We start from the raw sequence: 24556 nt of genomic DNA on the forward strand, positions 1-24556 counted from the left end.
TGAGGCCGATATTTCGGCCTAAAACGAAAAATGCAAGGTGCATTTATGGATTATTTTGCCGGTTTTTACCTATTTGTACCCGCAAAATTAAACACGACCCAAATCGGCAGGTAATTCAAAGGCCTCTATTTTATAAAACGTCCGTGGGGTGGGTTAGGTGCCGGTTAGGAGATCCCGATTACATCCCATCGTATATATTCACTGATTTCTCCTTCGCGGAACTGGTTGAAGATGTGGTAAAACGGCATCACGAGGTTTAAACTTTAGCCCGTCCTTGCTCATACAGGTCGGGCTGTTTTAATCAGCGGGAAATTACTCCCCTATCCTGCATTAATTCATAGTAATCTCTTTTACTAATATCACAGTCAATAAATTCTAGAAGTTGACCATTAGTCAAATTCAATTGATAGGCCATTTTATCCAATAAATTAATCCCATATTCATCTTTACCATGAGAAATGATTGTATAAAGTGGTTCGGTAAGCTTTTTACTTCTATATTTATATTTTAAATGATTTCCACCCTTTTTTTCAGCAAAACCTTTTTTAGTCAATGCGCTCTTAATCTCACTTACCTTTCGCGTTCTCCCCATCCGTTAAATAATCTTTAATAGATATTGCTTTAGTTTTTGAGCTTCTTTACTAAGTTCACTATCCGATTGAGAAATATATTCATCCGCTATCAGTCTAGCATCTTTTAGCATATCTATTTCAGCCTTAAGTAGAGTTTCCCCCATTCCAACAAGTGACCATTTGGGATGACTAATATAAATTAGTCCATTTTTTCGGTCCAAATTAAATCGCTCGCCTTTATATGTATATTCAAGTTGTACAGTTCTCTTTAATTCTACATTTTTATTTGAATCATTCTTCTCTTCGCTACTTCCTAAAGAATCGGGAAGTACCTTATTGAGATCATTTAAATCTATGTATTCAGGTTCCAAATCCTTAAGAATTACCTGATCATCGGAATCTTTTTCACGTAAAACACCTCTTCCACTCTTATAAGCGACATCACTTTGTGGCTCTTCAAGGTCTGGGTATTTTAAAGCTTCCATAATTTATCTACTCTATTTTTGTTTGTTTAGAGCTTCTTTGCCCTTATTAATCAGCCAATTTCCAATACTTATGGCTTGTTGGGGCGATAAAACCATTGTACCTTGGATTTCTCTGGTAATATCACCTCGTGAAATTCGGTCACCTTTATTAACGTCAACAGATCCATCTTCTTGCACATCTGCAGTTATACTATTTGGGGTAGAATGATATTCTTCATAAAGGTGAACAACTAAACTACCTGTCGGCCCAAGACCTCCCCAGGCCCCACTAACAGGAAACGTAATAGCATCTTTATTTTTTTCAAAAACAATTGAAATCTCCTTTGGTATATCCGCCACAACCTTATTGGTTTATTTTAAATTGATTATAAATGTTAAACATTTAGATATGATTATGCAAAACGATACCGATTAGTTACTAGTTCATTCTTGGCCGTCACTTGATGATGCAAGCAGGACAAAATTTTACCAGTACAGGACAAATAGCGATAAGAGATCCAAAATAAATTTATATTAAATCTTATCTAAGCGAGTCTCTCGCTATTTCACGTACCACTTATTTGTGGCTTGGCTAAACACTACCTGAATAATGAAACGAACACTATTCCTGATTTTCTTTGCCGTCCATTTTGTGGGCATTACCCTCAATGCGGGGGGACAAAATATTGCACAGCCGGGAAGCAATAACACATCTCTGCCTTTCGTCCTGCCCGACAGTGCCGTAAAACCGTTGCGAACGCTGGTAGATGAACAGCTCGAAAATCGGCTTATGGCAACCATTACTGCAAATAAAAAGTGGGGACAACTGGTAAAACAAAAAAAGATGGCTCTCGGCCTGGTCGACCTCGGAAATATCAATGACATCAGGTTTGCCCGGATCAACGGCAATCATATGATGTATGCGGCAAGTTTGCCCAAGATCTCCATCCTGCTGGCCACCATGGCTGCGTTTGAAAAGGGGGAGCTGGAAGAGACCGAAGAGATATATGCCGATCTCAACGCCATGATTGCGAAATCAGACAACCAAGCCTCCACCCGGATGATAGACCGGCTGAGCTTTGAAAAGATCGAAGCGGTGATGACTGACCCCAAATATGAGTTTTACGATGAAGAGTATGGCGGGGGCCTTTGGGTGGGTAAACGGTATGCCAGCGCAGGCAGGCGGTATCCCGACCCGATCATGGGATTGAGTCATGCGGCCACGGCCTCCCAAGTAAGTCGCTTTTATTACCTATTGGCGGCGGGACGGCTGGTCAGCCCAGAGCGATCCCGGCAAATGCTCGAAATTATGGATGACCCGGCCCTTCACCACAAATTTGTGAGCACGCTCGAAAAAATTGCCCCGAAGGCACGGCTGTTCCGGAAATCGGGGACCTGGCGCAATTACCACTCCGACTCTATTTTGGTTTGGGGCCCCACAAGGCGGTATATTCTTGTGGCTCTAGTTAATGATCCGAATGGTGAACGGATAATACGCCAACTCGTTATGCCGGTAGAACGGGTCTTGAATAGCTAATAGATTATCCGCAGAAAGGTTAAAAATAGACGGGGGCCAGGTTGCTGAAAAAAGTCATTAGAAATGTATTTGATATACGCGAGGGTGAGTACCGGACCGCCTTCCTGATGCAGCTCAATATCTTTTTGCTGATCTCCACGCTGCTCATCGTCAAGCCAACGGTAAACGCGCTGTTCCTGTCAAGATTTGGTGTTGAACGGCTGCCGGAAGCCTTCATCCTGGTTGCCGTGGCAGCAATACTGCTCTCTTCGCTCTACGCCCGTTTTTTGGACCGGTCCTCACTGAACAAAATAATCGAGCGTACCCTGTTCATCTCATTTGGCGTGCTGGTGAGTTTTGTGCTTTTGTTGCAGCTGAATGTACTGGTGGATTGGGTGCTGTACCTTTTTTACGTGTGGACCGCTATATTTGCCGTACTTTCGGCGTCGCAATTCTGGGTGCTGGCTAATCTCGTTTACAACGTCAGGGAAGCAAAGCGGCTGTTTGGATTTATCGGGTCCGGGGCGATTGCCGGTGGCATCTTTGGGGGCTACCTGACCTCCGTCCTGGCCCCGGTACTCGGCAGCGAAAATGTCCTGTATATTTCGGCATTTTTGCTGCTGGCCTGCATACCGGTTACCCGCATGATATGGGCTGAAAATATAAGCCACCTCTCCGTCTACAGACGCAAAAAACGATTTCAGGGTTTTGGAGAGCATCCAATAAGAACTATCCTGAACTCCAAACATCTCACGTACCTGGCCAGTGTTATAGGACTAGGCGTGATAGTGGCCAAGATGGTCGACTTCCAATTCAATGATATAGCTCATGAAATAATCACTGACCCGGATGAGCTGGCGGCCTTCTTCGGCTTTTGGTTTTCCAGCTTAAACCTGCTCTCCCTGTTTATTCAACTTTTTTTCACCTCCCGCGTGGTGATGAAGCTGGGGGTCGGTCCCTCCTTGCTGTTTCTCCCCGTCGGTATTTTACTTGGGGCCACCACACTGCTGATATTCCCCGAGTTGTGGGCGGCCATACTGCTAAAAACGGCGGATGGCAGTCTCAAACAGTCGGTAAATAAATCGGCCACTGAGTTGCTGAGCCTCCCGATTCCCCAGGAGATTAAAAACAGAACGAAAACCTTTATCGATGTCGTCATTGACAGCACAGCAACGGGGTTGGCGGGCTTTATCCTCATCTTCATCGTAAATTCGATCAACGTTTATTCCCAGGTGATCAGCGTTGTCATCATACTTTTCATTGGGGGATGGATCTACCTAATATCGAAAGTAAAAACTGAGTACCTTCGCCTGTTCAAACTGAATGTTGCACAAGCCTCCGATGAGAAAATCCCACAAGCTGTTCAACCAGATTCATTCCTGCGAGGCATAGAAGAAATTCTCAAAAAAGGTTCCCAAAAACAGATATTGTACGTACTGGATAAAGTACGGGGAATGGAAAACGAGTCACTCTTTGATCATATACGAGCCCTTTTGAAGCACACATCAAAAGAAGTACGAGCCGAAGCGATCCGGACACTCTATTACTTCAAGAAAGATCCGGTTGAAGATGAGATAAAGTCTATGATTTATGACCCCGCCCATGAAGTTAAAATGGCGGCTTTTGAGTACTTATTTGAGCACTCTTCAGGAGAAACCACCGCCACATTGGATAAATACCTGTTCCACGACGATGCCAGTATCTCAGATGCCGCACTGGCCAGCCTGGCACTGGAAACCAGGAATAATGAGACTCTGAGAACCCAATACAAACTGGAAGAACGTATTGAGTCCAAAATAAACTCAATAGAAAAATCTCCCGAAGCCTCGCTACAAAAGGATGATAAAATCCGGTTGCTGGATATCCTGAGCAACGCCAATATTCCAAGCTATTATTCCTACATAGAAAAAATGCTGGATGATCCCGATCCTGAAGTGAGACCTAAAGCGATCGCCAGCGCGGGCAAAACCCTGAACCCGGATTTTATCACGCCCTTGATCACCTCCCTAGCTGACAAAAAATTTCGGGATAGTGCGCGAGAGGCACTCATCGGCTACAATACACCTGCAATCGATCTTTTCCTCACTGCCGTGGAGCAACGATCAATTGCCATGAAGGCCCTTCGATTTTTACCCTCGGTCATTGAGCACTTCAACTCGCAGCGCTCCGTCGAAGCCCTGTTCAAACTACTCGAAGACGATGATCTTCGGCTTCGCCTGCAAGCGGTACGGTCACTTAACAACCTAAAAAGCTCCTTCCCTGAACTCACTTTTAGCAGTAAACAAATTGCCCAGCGCATCCTGGAAGAGGGCAGAATATATCTTGATACTCTGTCGGCCATGTATGCCCAAATTATTATCAACTACCGCAGGAAACAAAAGGGCAGTCCCGAAGAGCAGTATTCCCGTGAGGAAAAGGCACGCAGAGAACTAATCGACGTGCTGGAAAAGAGGCTGGATACCGACCTGGAACTCATCTTCGGACTTTTGGGCCTGAAGTATCCACCTGAGGATGTCTCCTTGGTCTATAACGGTGTACGCAGCAGCAAGCCGGAACAACAGACCAACGCCATCGAATTCCTCGACAACCTGCTGGAACCGGATTTGAAGAGGATACTGATACCCGTTGTCGAAACCACGGTGTTGGATTCTATCTCGGAGGATACCCTGCGGTCGCTCCGGCTCTCCATACCTGATGAGCGGGAATGCTTTGAGATGCTCCTTGAAGGCAATGACCAGCGGATCAAGGTAGCCGTTCTCCGCTTGATAGCCGAGCTTGACAATGAAAAGTATCTCCCTGTCATACAACCGTACTCCAAAAGTGATGACATGAAAATCCGCAAGCTCGCCGCTGAAGCACTGGACAAAACTTCGCAGAATTGAACTACAGATATCCTTAAAGAATGCACAAATTATGCACTGCTCTCCTGCTCTTATAGACCGACACATGGCGCAGTATAGTCGAATTTAATTTGTTTATTATATTACCGACAACCCTCTAAATCTCCCTTTACTAAGGGAGACCTTCAACCTTTGCTTTTCAAAAAGCTGTCAAAAAGTAAAAAATCCAATGCCCGTTGAATAAATCCTTATGTAGCACAAACCGTTGAGGAGCCCGTCAAAATCCCCCTTAGCAAAGGGGGACTGAGGGGGTTGTAGGCTATCTCATCAGGATATAGCCACCTTTGTTATTCCCGAGCTAATTCCAAGCGTCGGCCTTCCAGCGTTTGGACTTCTTATAGCAAAATGCTGGTCTAATTACAGGCGTGATCAAGCCAAAATAAACATCCCTTGCTTGGGAAAACACGCAATATCGTCGTATAAGGAAAACCGAGCCGAATCTATTTAACAAGCTTGTCAATCCTCGAGGCCAAGGTATAGTGATCCGCACTGGAGTTTTTCCTCAACACATTAGACAGGAGCACAACGAGGTAGGTCCGGCCATCGGGTTGCTCCACGATCGCCACGGAGTTCATGTAATTGTAGACGTTGCCCATATACTTCCCGCACTTGAACCCCTCTTCCGGCACGCATTTGTAGAGGCTTCCAGATTTGAAATATACAGCTGCATTCGTCAAAGCAGGGGAGGCCGCATACCGAATTCTGCGATCCGTCAGGTACATCACCCGCTTCATCTCAAGACTGGATTCCTGGTCAACAATCTTCCCTCGCTCCATGGCGATTAGATATTTCATCAAACCGAGCGTCGTGCCGATACTTCCCCCGCTTGGCGGTACGATGGCGGCCGCCCCGTGCGTAAAAAGTCGGCCCAGTCTCCATTCATCTTCTTTAATTCCAATATCTCTTAACGGAGCATTGACCACAGAACTGGCCATCTCTGCCAGCTCTTTCTTAGGCGTTTTTTTAAAAAAATCTTCAGCTTCCACTTCCGTCACCGCGGGATATTGCTTCCCAAATGCGCGCATCAGGATACATTCCCTCCACATGACACTGGCGGCCGCATTACTACTGACCGAAATCATATGGTCGGTCCATTCGTACAGCGAAAAACGGTCGTCTTCCCTGACCGCTCGTCTCGCGTAAAAGCCGGTTTCCGGGTTATAAATCGGCACCTCGTGCTCGTTGGGCACAACCCACCGGCCGCCCTGCACTTCCCGGCTTCGCAAGAGCTCCTGTCGCTTATCAAAAGAATTTGGATAGATGCGCTCCAGCTCACTAAATATAGCGGCCAGTACCGCTAGCTTACCAACACTTCCCGGCTGGTATCCACTCGTTTGTTTCCGATGGGCGTAGCGGATTGGGCGTCCTTTTGTGATATCGAGCAGCGCAACAGAATAGCTCTCATCCAGGGAGGGAAAAATCGCATTTACCGATTTTTGCAGCTCGAGATCAGGACTCGGGATCGCCTGTAGTGTGTCGCCACGCGAGCCCAGCAGGTTTAATGTGATATCCGATATCGACCTTTGGGCCCCGGGTGGCGGTTTTTCGCCCTCGATCTCCCCACCCATAATACGCTGCAGCCGAAGCAGTCGTTCGATCCCTGTCTCTTCATACCCGTCGATGGGATAGTGTTCTCTTCCAGCGAATAACACCAGGAAAAATGCCGGTATTAAAAAAAGTGCTCTGTAACTCATACTATGTTATAACCTGTTGGACAGCTTGATTCGTTTATTTTTGGGGATATCGGGAGTAATCGACTCCAGGTATTCTGAACCCAGGGCCCGCTTGTTCTCCACAAAAGGCCTGATCTGAAACAGCCATAACTTGTTGTCTTTAAATCCGAGTTCCACATCATAAGGTCCCTGAGACTCAATTCCCGGTGTTTTGGGCATAATCCTTTTGATTTGATCTGACAGCTCCCGGATCTCCTGTATGTTTTGATCGTTCAATATCGGCTGTTCAAAAGTAGCCGACTGTTTTGCTGTTCCCCCTGCCAGGGGCAATCGGTTGTAGTACGGTTCGCGCGAAGGGGAGAGAAGCACGGTTTCGCCGTTTGATTTGACGATATATGATTCGGCAACCTGTCCGTCTACCGCGCCCCCAGCTCCCTGGCTAAAAGCCAGTGTCAGCTCATCCGGGTTCCCCGTGCCGATACCCTTGGTTATCAACACGCCAGAATAATCCACATCTACACTCGGAATTATCAGTAACGAAGGGTACACATTTTCAGGATTAAGCAGGTATCGCTGCCTCCACTTGTAGCTTCGTTCTGTGTAGGGAGACGCCCACACATCCTTGATCCCCTGGATGATCTTTTCCTTGTCAACGACATTGAAGACGGTAAGATTGAGACCCGCGCCGGTAAAATCCTTCAAATCTTCCATGTTGGTATCGCTTCGGATGAAGACGGGGAGTTCTCCCAGGGGACTGCCGAGAATCTCACTGAATTTGTCTTCCAGTTCTTTATTAAATGAGGGAAGAAGCGGCATTTTTTTTATAGCTTCTCTCAACACTTCAAGCTGCGCTAACTGGTGTGTCTCAATAGCTTCTTCGGATGCTCCACCGCGGCGCATCTCCTCTGCCTGTGCGAAAATGCCGTTCAAAAACTGCCAGTAACTGGTATCTCGTCCCGGCATCTGTTGCTCCATATGCTCCCGGAAAATGCCGAACGGAATTACGAGGCCTTCCACCACCTTGTCCGGAAACATCTGTTTTAGCTGTCCCAGGTTCGCGGCCTTTGGACCGGACAGCTTGCCCGAATCACTGGCCTTTACATCCCGCAGGTTCAGAATCGAAGTCTGATCGAGTCGAATATTGTCCACCGGCACCCTGATCCGCTCTTCGCTTCTTGTTCGCACCGTAAACAGCTCCCGTTCTTCATCGGTCATTTTTTCTTCCGGTTTCATGATCACTGTACCACGGTTGGAGACCGCATAGAATACCTTTTTCCCGGAAAGTGCCTTCAAATCCTCCAGGTTTGTGTTCGAGATCACCGCATTGGGTATGCCCAGGTTGCGGGCCAGCAATTGGACGTGAGAAACCAGGTTGCCCTCCGATACCGTAGCAATACCCGCTACCGGCTTCAGGTCGGCCGGCGGGCGTTCAAAGACATAGATTTTATTTCCGGAAACCTCGATATCATCCGGGTCCCCATCCACCACGACCAGCTCACCGTAAGCGAACCCGGGATTGAGTCCCCGGATATGACTTTGATTGGCAATGCCCATCACGCTGTTGTTCAGTCCGGTCTGTTCCGCAATGAAATCGCCGAGCCGGCTTACACTTTGTCCCAGCGGCAACAGGACGGAAGACCTGATTCTGTCATCAATAAAACCGTTCGCCAGCGGCTCGAACCCGCTAAATAGAGCCGCAACCCCGTGGTAGGTAGCCTTTACGGTCCCCGCGCCCCATTCCACTTGGCTTCGCAACAACTGCAGGTAGTTATTGAGCTGCTCAATAGTCATATTTTCTGCTTCAGGCGGGGCGAGATGATTAGAGACACGCTCCCACTCCCACATTTCAATATACCCTGTGGCGGCTGCCGTCCGGCCCAGATAATACGTTTTTTGGAGAAGATTCATCACATTTTCAGGCTGCCAGCTAACGGCCTCTTTATAGACGAGTTCTTCAAGCTTGTTTGAAATATCGAGCAATGTAAGTCGTGCACCGGCTTTTTTCTCTTCCAAAAGCCTTTCTCGAATTTCGAGTAGCATGGTAGCAGAAACCGAGATTCTATCACTTGAAGAAGTCGCCCGTGACAGCTTTTGAGCATACCCGGACAATATGTCTTTGAGTTCCGTGGGAGACAAAGTGGAAATATCTTCCCGCAGTGACTGAACATTCACAGGCTGAAAAAACGACTGCATTGTCGTGATCAGCTCATCAATCTTGCTCTTGAGGTCTTGCGAGAGCTTATCCGAATGGTTCTTCCTAAAGGACTCAACCCTGCCGATATCCGACTGTTGTGGCTGACCGTGAATTTTAACCCGTAAATCCATAAACGGCGGATACTGGTCGGAAATCACCTTGGACTGGCTTCGCATAAGCTGGGCCGTATTCTCGTCTCCCTGGTGCGGGATATCCTTCAGGGCCTGACGGATCAGGAAATAATGTTTTTGTAGTGCTTCATCGTAAGATAACAACCAGGAAAAAAACTCCCTACCCCACACTTCTTCATCTTCCGCTTGCACTGCCCCGCGGTAATACTGGGCCCTGCGGAGAATCCAGCCATTATCAATACTGCGGAGGTATTTTTCCAGCTGATACTGCTTCAGCCGCGAATGGTTGTGCTGAGTATCCCAGAAGTCCCCGTAGTCGGTTGTAGCCAGAATCTGCCCCAGATAAATATGATTTGATTTCTGCAGGGAGAGAACGTCATCTTTGTAACGGGCGCGCTGTTTACCTCCTCCCTGCGGACACCGCTCCTGTGGCGGCACTACTGAGCCGTCCGGGCAGAACCATCTCAGATCCCGGTATGGACCGCGCGGGTCTTCCTTAAAGGCTTCGATCCTCTTCCTGATTGCTGGACCATCCACCTGTTGGGCAAACAGTTCACCAACCAATAAAAAGAGCAGTAATATGCTTACACTATATTTAGTAACTGTTGATATCAATTTCTGCCTGTCACTTGTCATAAATTTCAAACTCCATCTCAACCTCTGTAGATATTTGATTTGAGGTATTTTCCTTGCCTTATCTCAGATTCTAACTTTCGAGCTACAGATTCTAATTCTACGAAAGAAACATTTAAAAATATCTACTTACACAAAATTTAATCTCTCCATAACATTACAGCATAAAAAAAGGCGAATCCCCGAAAAGGGATTCGCCCAAATAATGTCGTTCCTATCAGTCGTTAGTTAGATGGAGTATACTGAAACGGACTGATCGGATGTGATTCTGCACGTCGGTTCTTACGGCAACCTGGATCATCAGGACCCGCTTGCTCATAGCAAGGAACCGGAGCTTTACCCAATCCGCGGGAATCGATGCGGTCTTCTGCAACACCATTCTCGGTGTAGAAGTCTACCACAGAAGTAGCTCTTCGTTGACTCAATCGGAGGTTGTACTGGTCGCCACCGATGTGGTCAGTATAAGCGTCTATCCGCACGCGGAAGTTCGGAGCATCCATCAGCAACTGAACATTCTCGGAAAGAATAGCAGCCGCTGCATCATCAATATTGGATCGGTCAAAATCGAAATTGATAGTACCGAGATCGCCTTCGTTAATGTAGGCAGGATCTTGTGCGTCATTCGGATCGGTACCCATCTCAACTTCCTGGGCATCGGTGAAACCGTCGCCGTCACTGTCAGAATTGTTCGGATCCGTGTCGTGATCCATAACCTCTTCATAATCATTAAGACCGTCACCATCACTGTCTGCGTTGTTTGGATCCGTGCGATAGTCGTTGACTTCTTCACCATCTTCGAGTCCGTCACCATCACTGTCTGGATTATTGGGATCCGTATCGTAGGAATTTACTTCAGGTCCGTCCTCAAGTCCGTCACCATCAGTGTCAGGATTAGTGGGATCAGTGTCGTATTCGTTTACCTCTTGTCCATCCGTTAAGCCATCTCCATCCGTATCAGCAGAATTGGGATCAGTTCCAAGTTCGGCTTCTTCGGCGTCGGTTAGCCCGTCACCATCTGAGTCAACCGGTTCTTGTACTGCGGGTTCACTTGACCCACAACCATATTGAAGGGTAACCCCTCCTGCTAATAAAATGGAAACAAGTAATATATTTAGAGCTCGTTTCATTGAATTTACTCCTGTTGTTGTATGTTTATGATTTTGAAGAAAGTATATTTTTGAAATTCATCTTTGAAGCACCTTTTGAAGAGGCCATCAAGAACTAAAAGTAATGATACTGCCGAATTCAAACAAAATTTGATGAATAATTAGCATTGGTACATCATAACCCATATATTTGACATTCGAAAATGGGGCTATAGCTCAGTTGGCTAGAGCGCTTGCATGGCATGCAAGAGGTCGTGGGTTCGAATCCCTCTAGCTCCACATTTTCTGTATGCCCTTCTTCCGACACTCCAATCATCAGGTTTATATAAATAGCTGCCGAAACGAAAAGTTCCGAATTTTATTACAATTGGTTTAATTGTAATAAAATAGTTATTTATCATAATTACCCTGAAGTTACAAATAAATAAGCAGTTAGGCGGATAAAATATACTGAATCATTTACAGGAGGTTTTATGAAAAATAACTTCCACAAAATAAAAAGCTTTTTTTACTCTCTTTTTTTGGGAGCTTCCCTGCTGCTCGCCACTCTTCCGGGAGATGTTCAGGCACAAACACCGGTAGAACTGGATTTGGTGTTGCAACCCCAGTTAACAAAAGCACAGGTCCTCAGCCTTTCAAACCTGGGTGTTGATCGTTCGGGCCAAGGGGCTCCTCTTTTCAACCTGGTCATAAGAAACAATGAGAATCGGGAGCAGCGAAACCTGTACCTGGAGCTGCAGATTAGCTCGAATAAACGAGGCGCCATTGCCAACCTGTACCAATGGCATAACCGCCCGTTCCATTTGAGTGCCGGGGAAGTGGTTACAGCTAATAACAACCAGCTGCAAAACGGCCTTCCCGGGGTGGAGGAAAGCATTCGTTTTAACGGGGGACTTACCCAGTCCGGAGAAGATTTTATCAATGACTTGGCCAGTTCAACAACATTTCCGGCTGATATCTATACCGTAACGCTGAGCCTGTACCAGGGTGGAAATAGTGACAGCGGCGGAGAACTCCTGGATTCCATAGAAGAGAGTTTTGGTGAAAACATCTCAACAGATACCAGTATCGATCTCTATCTTGTGCAGCCTGGCGGCGAGGTGGGATCGAGTGAGCAGATCACGACTACGTTGCCGGTATTTCGCTGGGATGGCCCAACCAATACCAATTACCGCCTCGTCATCGTCGAAGATAACGGGCAGAGCCCGGAAACGCTGATACAGTCGGCGCTGGGATCAGAACCGATTTTAGAGAACGGCACTTCGGGAATCGGCAGTTTGTTGGACTTCGAGATTGTAGATGCCCGCCTCAACAATATTACTTTTTCGATGCCTCCTTCCGGCGTCCAGAACCTGGAAGCCGGCCAAAAATATTATTGGCAGGTTTTTGTAAACAGGGAGACCGTAAATGCAACCGAAAATATTCCTTCTGAAATCTGGGAGTTTACCGTGGCCTCGGGGGAGCCTGGCGCAAACACGGCAGTTGTTACCACAGAAGTTGAGAATTCATTGCACCGCCTGTTGGGAAGAGAACAGTTAAACCGACTGAATGAAGATGGGTACAACTTTAATTCGATTGTAATAGGTGGGCAAACCTACCAAGGTGCTGCGGCTGTTCAGAAGCTGCAGGAACTCAGCAACAGAATTGATAATGGTGAGATTACAATTATTATTGATTAAGAGGGGAGGGCTGAATTTATGAAACAGGAGAAATTGAATTCATTTTTGGGATGGCCGCTTGTGGCTGTATTGATTCTGGGTATGGCCTCCGCTGAGATCTATAACTACTCTTCCGCCGACCGTCCACTTGCCTTTGTACGGCGGTATAAGCCTTCGGTTAATATTCAACCAAAAAATATTTCGCCTGACAAAGGAGAACCCCTTTACAGCGGAGACACCCTGAGAACAAATGAAAGTGGGTATGCGGCGGTACAGTTCATGGATAAAAGTTTTGCCAAGGTAAAGCCCAACTCTGAGTTGACCGTGCGCGGCGAGGTTAACAATGACAAAAGCACCTCCACACGCATTGCGCTTGAGGCTGGTGAAATCTTTATGGAAGTTACCCAGCGGTCTGAAAATAACTTTGAGGTGGCGACCTCCAAGTCGGTCGCATCTGTAAAAGGCACCGAATTTGGGGTCAGATCAGACAATTACGCGTGGGTGGAGGAAGGCATCGTAGAGTTTACCTCATCGGCAACCGGGCAGACCGTATCGCTTACCGAACGCATGTACGGACAGGTAAATGACGACAATACCATCACAACCGGAGAGCTAACGGAAGAGGATCTTCAGAAGCTTAGGAGTGACTTTGAGAGTCTTGGTAGTGAAACGGGTGAACCCCAAAAAATGAGACTGCGCTTCAGAGATGAGAACGGGCAGATCAGGGAAATAGAAATTGAATACTACGAAAATAATGAAGAAGGTGCGGGTAACAACAACGACAACTAGATCCTTGGGTTTACATATTTCCTGAAAAGAATGACTGGAAAACGTTATAAGATGGCTACTCTTGGGGACCAGCACATAGCACTGCTGTCATTGGTATTGCTACTGGCGTTAATGCCGACAAACACTGCCTTTGGTGAAAAAAGAATACAGGACACCTATAATGTGCAACACCAGGCACCAACAGTAATAGAGCGGGCGGAACCGGTTACCCTTTCTTTCGATATTCCGGCCATTAATGTTAACAACGTACTAGAGGCATTTCTTTTTTATAAGTATGATGGGGAGATATCCTACCGCCAGCAGCGAGCTTCATACGACCAGACGGGCTTTGCCACTACCCTGAAAATTGACAACCAGTCTGCGGGATCACTGGAATATTATTTTGTTGTACAGATGAATGACGGGACGCGCATCACCTATCCCGCCACCCAGCCCGATTCCGACCCGATTCGCGTTGACATTGTAGATCGGCGGGAAACCGTTACTGAAAATGCGCCGGGCATCGACTATACCATCCTGTCTCCTGAACCCGGTTCCACCTTGCCCCCGAATGATGTCTTGGTAGCGATCACTCTTTTTTATGAGGAGGGTGCTGTGGATACCGCCAACTCCTCGTTTATCCTCACACTGGACAATCAAGATATTACGGAACAGGCTGAGGCTTCCGACTACTTCTTCTCCTATTCTCCTGATGAGATCGCTCCCGGCCAACACCGGGTAAGCCTAGAACTGGCTACAACCAGCGATACCACGAGCATTGCCGACTGGCAATTCAGGGTTCTAGATCCGAACATTACGGTAAGCCGTGGCAGTAATGTTGAATTGAGTGGAGGTCAAGAAGAAACCTTTGCGCCACAGGGCCAGGTGGAACTGACGGCCCAAAACCAGCAGGTTGGCGGTATTGGGAATGACGTTTTAAAAGGGGATATACGCCTCTCGGGTGGTAAAGACAATATTCGGTATTCCGCTTATGGACTGCTAACCTCCCAGGAGTCTTCCAGACTACAGCCGCAAAACAGGTATGGAGGAGAACTTTACATCGGCAACTGGCTGGAGTTCCAGGCCGGACACGTGTATCCGTCGATCAGTCCACTAACCATATCGGGACGCCGGGTGCAGGGGATCAACACCGAACTGCATGCCTTCAACGGGGCGATCAATGCCCAGTTCCTCCACGGGAAAATTAATCGCAGGATATCCAATCTTTATAGACCCGTGACGATTGATTCGGTATTCTCTGACAATGGAGTATTAATAGACACCAACTACTCCATCGGGTTTGAAAACAATGGCCGGGGCACTTACAAACGAAATGTAACCGGTGGGCGCCTCAGTTTTGGCCGGGGAGAAACGTTCCAGTGGGGCCTGAACTTCCTAAAAGTGCGTGATGACACCACCTCGCTGGCGACGGTACGAGACTTTGACGACCTGATGAACAAGCGTCCTGATTTAACCGAGGAGCTCGATCAATCTTCGATGAACGACCTGCAATCCAACCCGGACCTGCTCAGTGTGTCGGGGAACCCCCGGCCCAAAGACAATTTTATTGGTGGCAGTGATTTGATGGTCAACCTTTTTGATAATATGCTGCGACTGCGTAGTGAAATGGCCGTCGGCCTGCTTAATGAGGATATAAGCCCGGGCGTGCTATCCAGTGACCAGGATCTTGATATTGATTTGAGTGAAGATGAAAGCAATCAGTTGGACCGCTGGGCATGGCTCATCATCATAAATGAAAATATGAATACCCTGCCGCTCCGGTTCAATGTAGAGGGCAATAAAACCAGTGTGGAATCAGCATATTTCCCGACCTCCATACTGGCCAACCAGTCGGAGCTGAACTTCAATATTTCTGGCAACAACTTCCGGGCACAGTACCGCTGGATCGGCCCGAATTATGTATCGCTGGCCAATTCTACCATTCGCAGGGATGTTGCTGGCGTTACGCTGTCAGACCGGTTCCAGCTCTTTGACGACCGATTGTATGTGACGCTTGGATACGAAAATTTAAATGACAACGTATCGAACACTAAAGACGCCACGACCAGCACGCAAACAGCCCGTACGAACTTCAGCTGGTTCCCCATTGATCAATATCTTCCCAGGATAAGCGTTGGGTTTATGTATCGTAACAGGGATAATGCCGTACCCCTTTATAATCCTTTTGTGGCTGAAACCGGCAATCCCGAAAATATTTCAGTCCGAAACTTTTCACAAAGTGACACCTCCATAACAGCCAACCCGCGCCTCAGTAACACTTCCCAATTCACTACCTCCATTACCCAACAGTTTGAGCTATTCGACCTGTCACACCACGCGAATCTCAACTTTTCTTACCTCGACACCAAAGATGAGTTTTTCAGATTCGGAGACACAAAGAGTTCTTCAGTTAACTTTAATCTTCAGAGCCGCTTTTCTGAAATACCGCTCAATACCACAGTCGGTTTTAACATCAACAGTACCGAAACGCTGGGGGGCTTATCGGATATCATGGTTACCGGGTTTAACGTGGGAGGTTCGCTCATACTGATGGATAACAAGCTGGATCTGAATACCAACCTGGCATTCACCAAAAACAATATCGAGTCTACCTCGCTGCAAATTTCCAACAACGCTACCAGTGATCCCAGTGACGATATTTACCAGCCGCAAACGGATGAAAATGGAGATCGTATCATAGAGGAGACCGAAAATAACCTGGTCATCATTCGCGCCGGTGCTCAATACGACCTTGCGACAAATCACGCCTTGATGATTAATTTCAGCTATACCAACATAGCAAATCAGCTGTCCAGCCTGAATCCTCCAAATGACCATCGGCTGGAGGCTCGCTATATTTTCAGATTCTAACCCGGGACTATGGCCAAACCAGGAAACAAAAAGAACAGATGGTGGATCCTGCCTGCCATTATTCTATTCACCTGTGCGAGTGCCATCTTCATCTCCTACAGCGGTCCATTCCGTGTACTTGAGCTTAAAATTACAGATCAGCTATTCAAAGTTCGCGGCCCCTTGCCCATGCCCGATTCATCGATAGCCATGGTTTCCATCAGCCAACAAGCGGACGAGGAGATCCCTTACAAATATCCCTGGCCAACGCAACTTTATGGAAAACTAATCGAGAACCTAAACAAGGCCGGTGCAAGGGCTATAGGCATCGATGTCATTTTTGACAAAATCTCCACCGATCCCCGTAATGATTCGCTTTTCGCCCAACAGCTCAGAAAGCACAAAAATGTTGTACTGGCAGGAGATTATAAAATTACGACTGCAAACAGGGGCGGCGGCACCGGTTCCACCACCCGTTCTCTTGTGGAACCGAATCAAATTCTTAGTAACGCCAATCCCAACTCCTACGGCTTGGTTACCGTCTTCCGTGACCGGGACGATGCGGTGCGAAAATATCTCCTTTCACGTGAATACCAGGAACAGCGACACCTGTCTTTTGCCCTTGAAGTGCTCAAACAATACCACGACTGGGATAGCGTAGATATTCGGGAAGATAATCGCCATTTCCAGTTTGGGAAATATACGATCCCCAAATACAGCGCCAACACCATGACGATCAACTATGTTGGAGGACGCGGGCGATTCCCGGAATACTCTTTCGAGACCGTAATAGACGATTCAACGGTGCTACTGAACTCGGAGGACCCCGAATTCCAGTTCAACTCATTTTCCGACCCCGACTTTGGCTTGCTGAAAAATGAGGTGTTTAAAGACAAAATTGTGCTGGTTGGCGCTACCATGGAGGAGCTCCACGACTTTCATGCCACCCCGTTCGCCGAATCGGGGAATCGCCCTGGATATGAAACCCATGCGAATGCCCTGTTTACGATATTGAGTGGGCAGTATGTCTATCATGCCAGCCAATGGGTAAATCTGCTATTGCTCCTCTTTTTTGCCACCATTATTGTGTTGGCCACGCGATATTTCGGGGCCGCCTGGGGATTTGCCTTTTTCATCTTTCAAGTCATTTTTATCACAGGCCTGACCCTCTTTGAGTTCCTAAAGTTCAGCTACATCATCGAATATACCGGACCCATACTTGCCACACTGATCGGGTACGTGGGAACCAGCAGTTACGACTACCTCAGGGAACAGCGCGAAAAGCAGCGCATTCGGGGCATGTTTTCCTCCTATGTGTCGCCTACACTGGTAGAACAGATGATCGAGTCGGGACAAGAACCACAGCTGGGGGGAGATGAGGTCTACATCACCGCCTTTTTCAGCGATATCCAATCGTTTTCCGCCTTTTCCGAAAAGCTGGAGCCGAAACAGCTTGTAGAGCTTATCAACGAATACCTCTCGGCCATGACCGACATCATCACCGACCAGGGTGGTACACTCGATAAGTATATCGGGGATGCTATCGTGTCCTTTTTTGGTGCTCCTTTGCGGCAGAAAGATCACGCCTACCAAGCCTGTGTTGCCTCTCAACTGATGCAGCTCCGCCTGGAGGAGCTCCGCGAAAAATGGAGAAATGAAGGTGACAAGTGGCCCGAGATTGTTCACCACATGCGCAACCGGATCGGTATCAACACCGGGACCATGTTGACAGGAAATATGGGCTCAACACGTCGGTTTAACTACACGATGATGGGGGATAATGTAAACCTGGCGGCACGCTGCGAAAGCGGGGCAAAATCGTATGGGGTATATACCATGGTCACCGAAGAAACGAAACGTGAAGCTCAAAAGTACGGCGACCGATGCTTTTTTCGATACCTGGATCGCATTGTGGTGGTGGGACGAACACAACCGGTAAATGTGTATGAGATTGTAGGACTTAAAGAGCACCTTCCCCAATCGGCATTCGACTGTGTTGAACTATTTGAAAAGGGTATGGACGCATATCTCGAACAAAACTGGGGACAAGCTATTGCATTATTTGAGCGATCGGCAAAACTTGAGCCCAACAAACCTGCAGAAAATGAATACATAAAAACGAATCCTTCCCTTGTGTATCTCAAGCGCTGTAAAGAGATGGCCCAGAGTCCACCGGGTGAGTCGTGGAATGGCGTTTATGTGATGGAGTCTAAGTAACCCAAAGGTGCGACGCACTTTGGAAAGTGCGTCGCACCTTTGAAGAAAAAAATAATCTCCAAATCTACTTTGCATTCCATCCACAATAACCTGTATATTTGGACTTCGAGGGCAGGCCCTACGCAGCCAGCTCCCTCTGAACTCCGTCAGAACCGGAAGGTAGCAGCGGTAGGAGGTCGTAGCGGTGTGATGTAGGTCGTCTGTCCTCTCTTTTTATTTCAATACTTCCTTCCTCAGCCAGATATTTCCAGCCTATTTGAACCTGAGCTTGATAAAAGGCTGATCTCTTCCCAAAAAAACTTTTTACATCATTACTGTATCATATTTAGTATTGTTTTTAATGCTCTTCAATTAAAAGGATACTGATTATGAAATCGTCAGCTATGCGCTCTTCATTATTTTTTGTTCTGTTAATTATGCTTTCCTCCATCGCCAGTGCACAACCTGACCGCCTGACCGGCAAGCCGTTTGCCACCCGATCAGAAGTGATAGGGGAGCATGGCATGGTTGCCACCAGTCAGCCGCTGGCCGTGCAGGTGGGGCTGGATATCCTTAAAAAAGGTGGAAATGCTATTGACGCCGCCATTGCCACCAATGCTGCCCTCGGCGTGATGGAGCCGACCGGCAACGGAATAGGGGGCGATCTTTTTGCCATTATCTGGTCGGCTGAAGACCAGCGCCTGTATGGTCTGAACGCCAGCGGACGCTCACCCCTCGGACTCAGCTACGAACAGATGAAACAAGAGCTGGAGAAACGAGACCGCGAATCGATACCGCCCTATGGATTCTTGCCAATATCTGTCCCCGGTACCGTCGACGGCTGGTTCCAGATGCATGACAAGCTGGGATCCATGCCGATGAACAGAATTCTACAACCAGCTATTGAATATGCTGAGGAAGGCTTCCCTGTAAGCGAGCTCATCGCCTTTTACTGGGATATCGGGGCCCGTATCCACAGCGACAGTCCCGGAGGCTTTAAAGAAGAAATGACAATCAACGGGCGCGGACCTGCCAAAGGAGAGATCATGAAACGACCTACGTTGGCAACTACGCTGAGTACTCTGGCTAAAAATGGACGCGATGCCTTTTATGAAGGTGAGATCGCCGACAGGATCGACCAGTTTATGCGAGAAAATGGTGGTTTCCTTCGCAAGAGAGATTTTGAAGAGCACACTTCAACATGGGTGGAACCGGTATCGGTGAATTACCGCGGTTATGATGTCTACGAACTACCGCCCAACGGACAAGGAATCGCTGCCCTGCAGATGCTGCAGATCCTGGAGGGCTATGACCTGCAGTCGATGGGCTACGGCAGCGAAGAGGCCCTCCACTATATGATGGAGGCCAAGAAGCTGGCGTTTGAAGATCGAGCCAAGTTTTATGCCGATCCCGCGTTTGAGGATATCCCTGTTTCAAAGCTTGTCTCGGAGGAATATGCCACCCAGCGCCGTGAGCAAATTAATGAGAATTCGGCCAACACCGTGGAGCCGGGCATGAGCGTGCTGGAGGACGGCGACACGATCTACCTGACGACCGCCGATTCGGTCGGCAATATGGTATCGCTTATTCAGAGTAATTACCGGGGCATGGGCTCCGGCATCGTGGTTCCGGGCACCGGGTTTGTATTCCAGGACCGCGGAGAGCTCTTTTCAATGGATCCGGACCATGCCAACGTATATGAGGCAGGCAAACGACCGTTTCATACCATTATTCCCGCTTTTGTGATGAAAGACGGGGAGCCGTTCATGAGCTTTGGCGTGATGGGCGGTGGCATGCAGCCGCAGGGGCATGTGCAGATTCTCACCAACATCATCGACTTTGGGATGAATGCGCAGGAGGCCGGGGATGCCGCCCGCTGGCGCCACTCGGGGTCCACCCAGCCCACCGACGCAGCTGACAAGGTTCTGCAGGATGGCGGTACCGTGAACCTGGAGTCGGGCTATCCGTGGGATCTTATCCGCGGGCTGATGCTTCGGGGACATGACGTTGAATACAGCACCGGTGGATATGGTGGCTACCAGGCGATCATGTATGACTCGGAAAACGGCGTGTACTACGGCGCCTCTGAATCCCGGAAAGATGGGCACGCAGCAGGATATTGATTATTTGATGAGAGATGCCATTTTTCCAAAACCGAATCATTTCTTTTTAGAAAAAAACAACGAATAACTCGTACATTAACAATCGTTTATACCCTGAATCCCCATAATACCTGACAGCCATGAGTATCCTTAAATACCCTTTACACCTTTCTAGTGCCTTTTTACTGATTATATTTTTTATAGCCTGTGCAGAATCGGATGAATCTACCGGCCCTGATGGTGATAATGGCCAGAACGGCTCGTACCAAGTCGTGGAAGCCTTTCCAGAACTCTCGTTTGCCCGTCCAGTAGACCTGCAACATCCAGGAGACGGAAGTAACCGGCTTTTTGTCGTGGAACAACGGGGTGTGATATCTGTCTTTGAGAATGACGCCTCTGTCTCCTCCAAAACAACGTTCCTTGATATTGAAGACCAGGTAGAGGACCGGGGCAATGAAGAGGGACTCCTGGGACTGGCGTTTCACCCCGACTTTGCCAACAATGGCTACTTTTATGTCAACTATACGGCTTCCAATCCTGATGTGACGATCGTTTCTCGCTTCCAGGTTTCTTCGGATAATCCCAACGAAGCCGATCCGAACAGTGAAGTCGGGATTCTGTCTTTTTCCCAGCCGTATAGCAATCACAATGGCGGGCAGGTTTCGTTTGGCCCGGATGGCTACCTCTACATTGCGGTCGGTGATGGTGGTTCAGGTGGGGATCCCCAAGAAAATGGGCAGAATCGCTCTACACTGCTGGGGAACATTCTCCGCATCGATGTAGACAACCAGTCAGACGGAAACAACTATGCTATTCCTTCGGACAACCCGTTTGCCGGCAACGACCAGGGATACCGGGAAGAGATTTATGCTTACGGATTGCGGAATCCGTGGCGCTTCAGTTTTGATGCCAACAACGGGCAGCTTTGGACCGGGGATGTGGGACAAAATGCGTACGAAGAGATCGACGTCGTGGAAAATGGTGGAAATTATGGATGGAATACGATGGAAGGAAATCACTGTTTTGATCCCTCAAGCGGATGCGACCAGTCCGGGCTGGAACTGCCGATCATTGACTACTCCCAAAGCAATGGCGACAGATCTGTGACGGGCGGTTTTGTCTATCGTGGCCCAACACTCTCTGAGCTGGAAGGAATGTATATTTATGCCGATTATGTTTCAGGTCGCATCTGGGCGCTCGATTTTTCGGATATGGGCAACCCGGTTAATTCCCTGCTTCTAAGGGCAGACTTTGGCATCTCCTCTTTTGGGGTGGACCAGGATAACGAGCTCTACATCTGCGGCTTCGACGGTAAGATTCACAAGCTGGAGCAGGAGTCCTGAACAGCCTCAAAGAGGTACCATCTTCTGGATAGATGACTTCAATGGTTGGATCCTTACTGTCGTGGTCAGGTGTTCATTTTTTGAACGATCAAAAAATAAACGAAAAAAATCGCCGTCTGAGGATTTATTCGCCTGGCGGCACTCACTCCGGCTAAAAGAAATCCAGATGTTCACATTTTTTTTAACTCTTCTAATCTACGAGGTTTAATCATCTCCTGCTTTTTAGTAAATATGGAGCAGATTTCTTTCTTCACGCCTCCACTGCGTTTGCCCGGGACGGCTCATAAATCCATAGGCCGAAGAAGAGAAGGATAAATTCAGATGCTACTGGCAATCCCCCCCCCCCAAGTCCAGAAAATCCTTGCAGCCGCTGATTACAACGATCAATAATGTTCCAAATCACGTTTCGTTTTACAGCAGGTCAGAACAATATCTGGGATTTTCTGGTGACCTTTTTTGGTTCGTTTTTTCGTCACTGAAAAAATGAACAATCCTTCCCGTGAAATGGCTTCAGGATGGAGACCCAGTTAATCGCGTGGTTCAGATGCACCGGAAATGGACACCTTCGCCGAATACCCTTGCATTTCATTCACAGTGTTACTCTTTTAAACCATTGGGACATAACTGGTTAAAGCCCTCGTGGAGATGCCCCAATTAGATGGAGTTTGCGGAATGAAAGATCTTTTGGGTTGCAAGGCTTTAACCCATTCGACGAATACATCTCCAATGTGGTCGAGATGACGACCCCAAAGTGAGGATATATTTGGTGTTACCAAAAATTAGGCTACCTGTTTCTACGATTTATACTCCGGGAACGGGTCCGGCTGTTCGATATCCACTACTTCGCCCTGCTCTTTGGGATAGATTTCAAGCGGTCGGCCGGTGATCTCTTCAAAAAGTTGGCGCTTTCGCATCGCCCCCCAGATCTCCAGCTCGGGGTCGCTTTCGGTCGTAATATAGAAATGCGTTTTCCCATCCTTAACTTCCATTTCCAGCTTCTGCACGTTCTGGTAGTGGCTGCGGTCCAGCCCATCCGCCACGCGCAGGATCCCCGACAGTTTTCGTATTCGTTCCTTTACACCACTGCTTTGCCGGTCGTAATATTTGTGGCGACTTGCGGGGGTCGATCGACGATGATAGCGGGCAACATTCGCTATGATGTTGATCTCTTCATTGTTAAATCCCCGTAAATCGGAATGGCGTATTAGGTACAACGTATGTTTGTGATGCTTTCTGCGTGAAATAAAGTAACCGATATCGTGCACATACCCGGCGTATTCCAGCAGTTCGCGGTCGCCATCCGGCAGCTTTAGTTGCTCCTGCAGCTCATCAAAAAGCTGAAGGGCCATGTTGGTAACGTGTGTGGAATGATCTTCATGCCACCGGTATTTTCTTACAAGTTCAAATATGCTACGGCGACGCGGGTTGCGCCCCACTGTCTTGGCAGCCAACAGGTCCAGGTTCAGGCTTTCCTTCTCTTTCTTGATGTACTGCAGGATCATACCTTCACGCAGGGCCGATTCCGATATCTTTATATCCTGGATATTGAGTTTTTTCGTCAGCAACCTGAGCAGTACCAGTCCCGGGGCAATAATATCCACCCGTTTGTCATCCAGTCCTTTTTCCCCAAGCCGATCGTCATGGTCTCGATTGATAAAATCCTTATAAAATTTCTTGTAGGATTTGGACGAGAACTGCAGCTCATTCAGGGTCATCTTGGTGCTGATCGAGTTACGGTTCGCAATCATCTGGCCGATATTTTCCATCGTGCCAGAGGAACCGATAATTGTATCAATACCATGTTTTTCGGCGGCTTCAAAGAGCTCCGACAGTTCCTGCTTGAAATGATTTCTCAGCTTCTTCTTCTCTTTCTTTGAAATCGGGTCAGTCGATACAAACTGGGCTGCCATCCGCGCCACCCCCACTTTTTTACTGGTCGAATAGAAGAACTCCTTGTTGTTGGCAATAATAAACTCAACGCTACCGCCCCCGATATCGACCATGAGCACCGGCTTTTCATCGAGCGAAATGCCGTGCTGAACGGCGTGTCCAATTAATTCGGCCTCTATTTTACCGGAGATCGCCAGTGCTTTAACCTGTACCTCATCAATCATTCGCTGGATAAACTCACCGCCATTTCGTGCTTCCCTGATGGCACTGGTGGCATAGGCCAGGATCTCTTCAACGCCCTGGTTGTCACATAAAATCTTGATCTTTTTGAGAGCCGCAAGGCCACGATCCATCGCATCTTCCGACAAGATATCACCCAATCCCTTTTCGGCCAAAATTACCATCTCCTTCAGCTTGTCAACTGTTCGAAAACTGCCGTCGGGATAGATATCAACAATGACAGCGTGAAAGGAGTTTGTGCCCAGGTCAATTGCTGCAATTCGTTTCGTAGGAGTGCCGTTGGAACTGTGTTCAGTCATTTTCCCCTTTGTTATAGTAGC

At 47.8% G+C, this 24556-nt stretch carries 15 protein-coding genes, 1 tRNA gene and 1 other RNA gene; 10 read left to right on the forward strand and 7 right to left on the reverse strand.

Going from position 1 to position 24556, the window contains the following annotated elements; all coding sequences use genetic code 11:
• Positions 1-301: 301 nt before the first annotated feature.
• Genes NC796_RS05855 through NC796_RS05865 form a run of 3 tightly spaced genes read right to left on the reverse strand, consistent with a single transcriptional unit; the run spans position 302 to position 1396 of the window.
• Positions 302-592, reverse strand: a complete 291-nt coding sequence (locus NC796_RS05855) for a hypothetical protein (protein WP_310682950.1) — start codon at positions 590-592, stop codon at positions 302-304.
• Between the two features lie 3 nt (positions 593-595).
• Positions 596-1057: a hypothetical protein gene (locus NC796_RS05860; RefSeq protein ID WP_310682952.1), complete on the reverse strand. Its 462-nt coding sequence runs from the start codon at positions 1055-1057 to the stop codon at positions 596-598.
• A 12-nt stretch (positions 1058-1069) separates the two neighbouring features.
• Complete coding sequence (locus tag NC796_RS05865; protein WP_310682953.1) at positions 1070-1396, reverse strand: hypothetical protein; 327 nt, start codon at positions 1394-1396, stop codon at positions 1070-1072.
• A gap of 250 nt (positions 1397-1646) precedes the next feature.
• On the opposite strand from NC796_RS05865, the gene NC796_RS05870 reads away from it, so the two are divergent.
• Complete coding sequence (locus NC796_RS05870; protein WP_310682955.1) at positions 1647-2573, forward strand: serine hydrolase; 927 nt, start codon at positions 1647-1649, stop codon at positions 2571-2573.
• 41 nt (positions 2574-2614) lie between these two features.
• Positions 2615-5434 carry an Npt1/Npt2 family nucleotide transporter gene (locus NC796_RS05875; protein ID WP_310682957.1) on the forward strand — a complete coding sequence of 940 codons (2820 nt, stop codon included), beginning with the start codon at positions 2615-2617 and terminating at the stop codon, positions 5432-5434.
• A gap of 458 nt (positions 5435-5892) precedes the next feature.
• Here the strand turns inward: NC796_RS05875 and NC796_RS05880 are convergent, their stop codons facing one another.
• The 3 genes from NC796_RS05880 to NC796_RS05890 form a co-directional block, all read right to left on the reverse strand.
• On the reverse strand, positions 5893-7146 hold the full coding sequence (locus NC796_RS05880) for a serine hydrolase (protein WP_310682959.1): 1254 nt from the start codon (positions 7144-7146) through the stop codon (positions 5893-5895).
• Between the two features lie 6 nt (positions 7147-7152).
• Positions 7153-10086 (reverse strand): PEP/pyruvate-binding domain-containing protein, encoded by a 2934-nt coding sequence (locus tag NC796_RS05885; protein ID WP_310682961.1) that lies wholly within the window; start codon positions 10084-10086, stop codon positions 7153-7155.
• A 221-nt stretch (positions 10087-10307) separates the two neighbouring features.
• Positions 10308-11210, reverse strand: a complete 903-nt coding sequence (locus tag NC796_RS05890; protein WP_310682963.1) for an OmpA family protein — start codon at positions 11208-11210, stop codon at positions 10308-10310.
• 184 nt (positions 11211-11394) lie between these two features.
• On the opposite strand from NC796_RS05890, the gene NC796_RS05895 reads away from it, so the two are divergent.
• From NC796_RS05895 to NC796_RS05930, 8 genes are all read left to right on the forward strand, one after another.
• Positions 11395-11468, forward strand: a tRNA-Ala gene (locus tag NC796_RS05895).
• 194 nt (positions 11469-11662) lie between these two features.
• The gene (locus NC796_RS05900; protein ID WP_310682965.1) at positions 11663-12868 is read left to right on the forward strand and encodes a hypothetical protein; all 1206 of its coding nucleotides are present in this window, start codon (positions 11663-11665) and stop codon (positions 12866-12868) included.
• Positions 12869-12886: 18 nt separating this feature from the next.
• Positions 12887-13636, forward strand: a complete 750-nt coding sequence (locus tag NC796_RS05905) for a FecR family protein (RefSeq protein WP_310682967.1) — start codon at positions 12887-12889, stop codon at positions 13634-13636.
• 51 nt (positions 13637-13687) lie between these two features.
• On the forward strand, positions 13688-16486 hold the full coding sequence (locus tag NC796_RS05910) for a hypothetical protein (protein WP_310682969.1): 2799 nt from the start codon (positions 13688-13690) through the stop codon (positions 16484-16486).
• Positions 16487-16495: 9 nt separating this feature from the next.
• Entirely contained in the window at positions 16496-18682 is a 2187-nt protein-coding gene (locus NC796_RS05915) for an adenylate/guanylate cyclase domain-containing protein (protein WP_310682971.1), read from the forward strand.
• A 109-nt stretch (positions 18683-18791) separates the two neighbouring features.
• Positions 18792-18891, forward strand: an RNA gene (ffs, locus tag NC796_RS05920) — signal recognition particle sRNA small type.
• Positions 18892-19050: 159 nt separating this feature from the next.
• Positions 19051-20784 carry a gamma-glutamyltransferase gene (ggt, locus tag NC796_RS05925; protein ID WP_310682973.1) on the forward strand — a complete coding sequence of 578 codons (1734 nt, stop codon included), beginning with the start codon at positions 19051-19053 and terminating at the stop codon, positions 20782-20784.
• A gap of 119 nt (positions 20785-20903) precedes the next feature.
• Positions 20904-22106 carry a PQQ-dependent sugar dehydrogenase gene (locus tag NC796_RS05930; protein ID WP_310682975.1) on the forward strand — a complete coding sequence of 401 codons (1203 nt, stop codon included), beginning with the start codon at positions 20904-20906 and terminating at the stop codon, positions 22104-22106.
• Between the two features lie 794 nt (positions 22107-22900).
• Here NC796_RS05930 and NC796_RS05935 read toward each other — a convergent pair.
• Entirely contained in the window at positions 22901-24535 is a 1635-nt protein-coding gene (locus NC796_RS05935; RefSeq protein ID WP_310682977.1) for a Ppx/GppA phosphatase family protein, read from the reverse strand.
• Positions 24536-24556: the final 21 nt, after the last annotated feature.

It is taken from the genome of Aliifodinibius sp. S!AR15-10 (genome assembly GCF_031569985.1).
Taxonomy (GTDB): Bacteria; Bacteroidota; Rhodothermia; order Balneolales; family Balneolaceae; genus JAMQKA01.

Excerpts from the sequence above, each read along its gene's own strand:
- NC796_RS05855 (WP_310682950.1), bottom strand. The coding sequence starts at position 592 with ATGGGGAGAACGCGAAAGGTAAGTGAGATTAAGAGCGCATTGACTAAA.
- NC796_RS05860 (WP_310682952.1), bottom strand. The coding sequence starts at position 1,057 with ATGGAAGCTTTAAAATACCCAGACCTTGAAGAGCCACAAAGTGATGTC.
- NC796_RS05870 (WP_310682955.1), top strand. The coding sequence starts at position 1,647 with ATGAAACGAACACTATTCCTGATTTTCTTTGCCGTCCATTTTGTGGGC.
- NC796_RS05880 (WP_310682959.1), bottom strand. The coding sequence starts at position 7,146 with ATGAGTTACAGAGCACTTTTTTTAATACCGGCATTTTTCCTGGTGTTA.
- NC796_RS05885 (WP_310682961.1), bottom strand. The coding sequence starts at position 10,086 with ATGACAAGTGACAGGCAGAAATTGATATCAACAGTTACTAAATATAGT.
- NC796_RS05890 (WP_310682963.1), bottom strand. The coding sequence starts at position 11,210 with ATGAAACGAGCTCTAAATATATTACTTGTTTCCATTTTATTAGCAGGA.
- NC796_RS05900 (WP_310682965.1), top strand. The coding sequence starts at position 11,663 with ATGAAAAATAACTTCCACAAAATAAAAAGCTTTTTTTACTCTCTTTTT.
- NC796_RS05905 (WP_310682967.1), top strand. The coding sequence starts at position 12,887 with ATGAAACAGGAGAAATTGAATTCATTTTTGGGATGGCCGCTTGTGGCT.
- NC796_RS05910 (WP_310682969.1), top strand. The coding sequence starts at position 13,688 with ATGGCTACTCTTGGGGACCAGCACATAGCACTGCTGTCATTGGTATTG.
- NC796_RS05915 (WP_310682971.1), top strand. The coding sequence starts at position 16,496 with ATGGCCAAACCAGGAAACAAAAAGAACAGATGGTGGATCCTGCCTGCC.
- ggt (WP_310682973.1), top strand. The coding sequence starts at position 19,051 with ATGAAATCGTCAGCTATGCGCTCTTCATTATTTTTTGTTCTGTTAATT.
- NC796_RS05930 (WP_310682975.1), top strand. The coding sequence starts at position 20,904 with ATGAGTATCCTTAAATACCCTTTACACCTTTCTAGTGCCTTTTTACTG.
- NC796_RS05935 (WP_310682977.1), bottom strand. The coding sequence starts at position 24,535 with ATGACTGAACACAGTTCCAACGGCACTCCTACGAAACGAATTGCAGCA.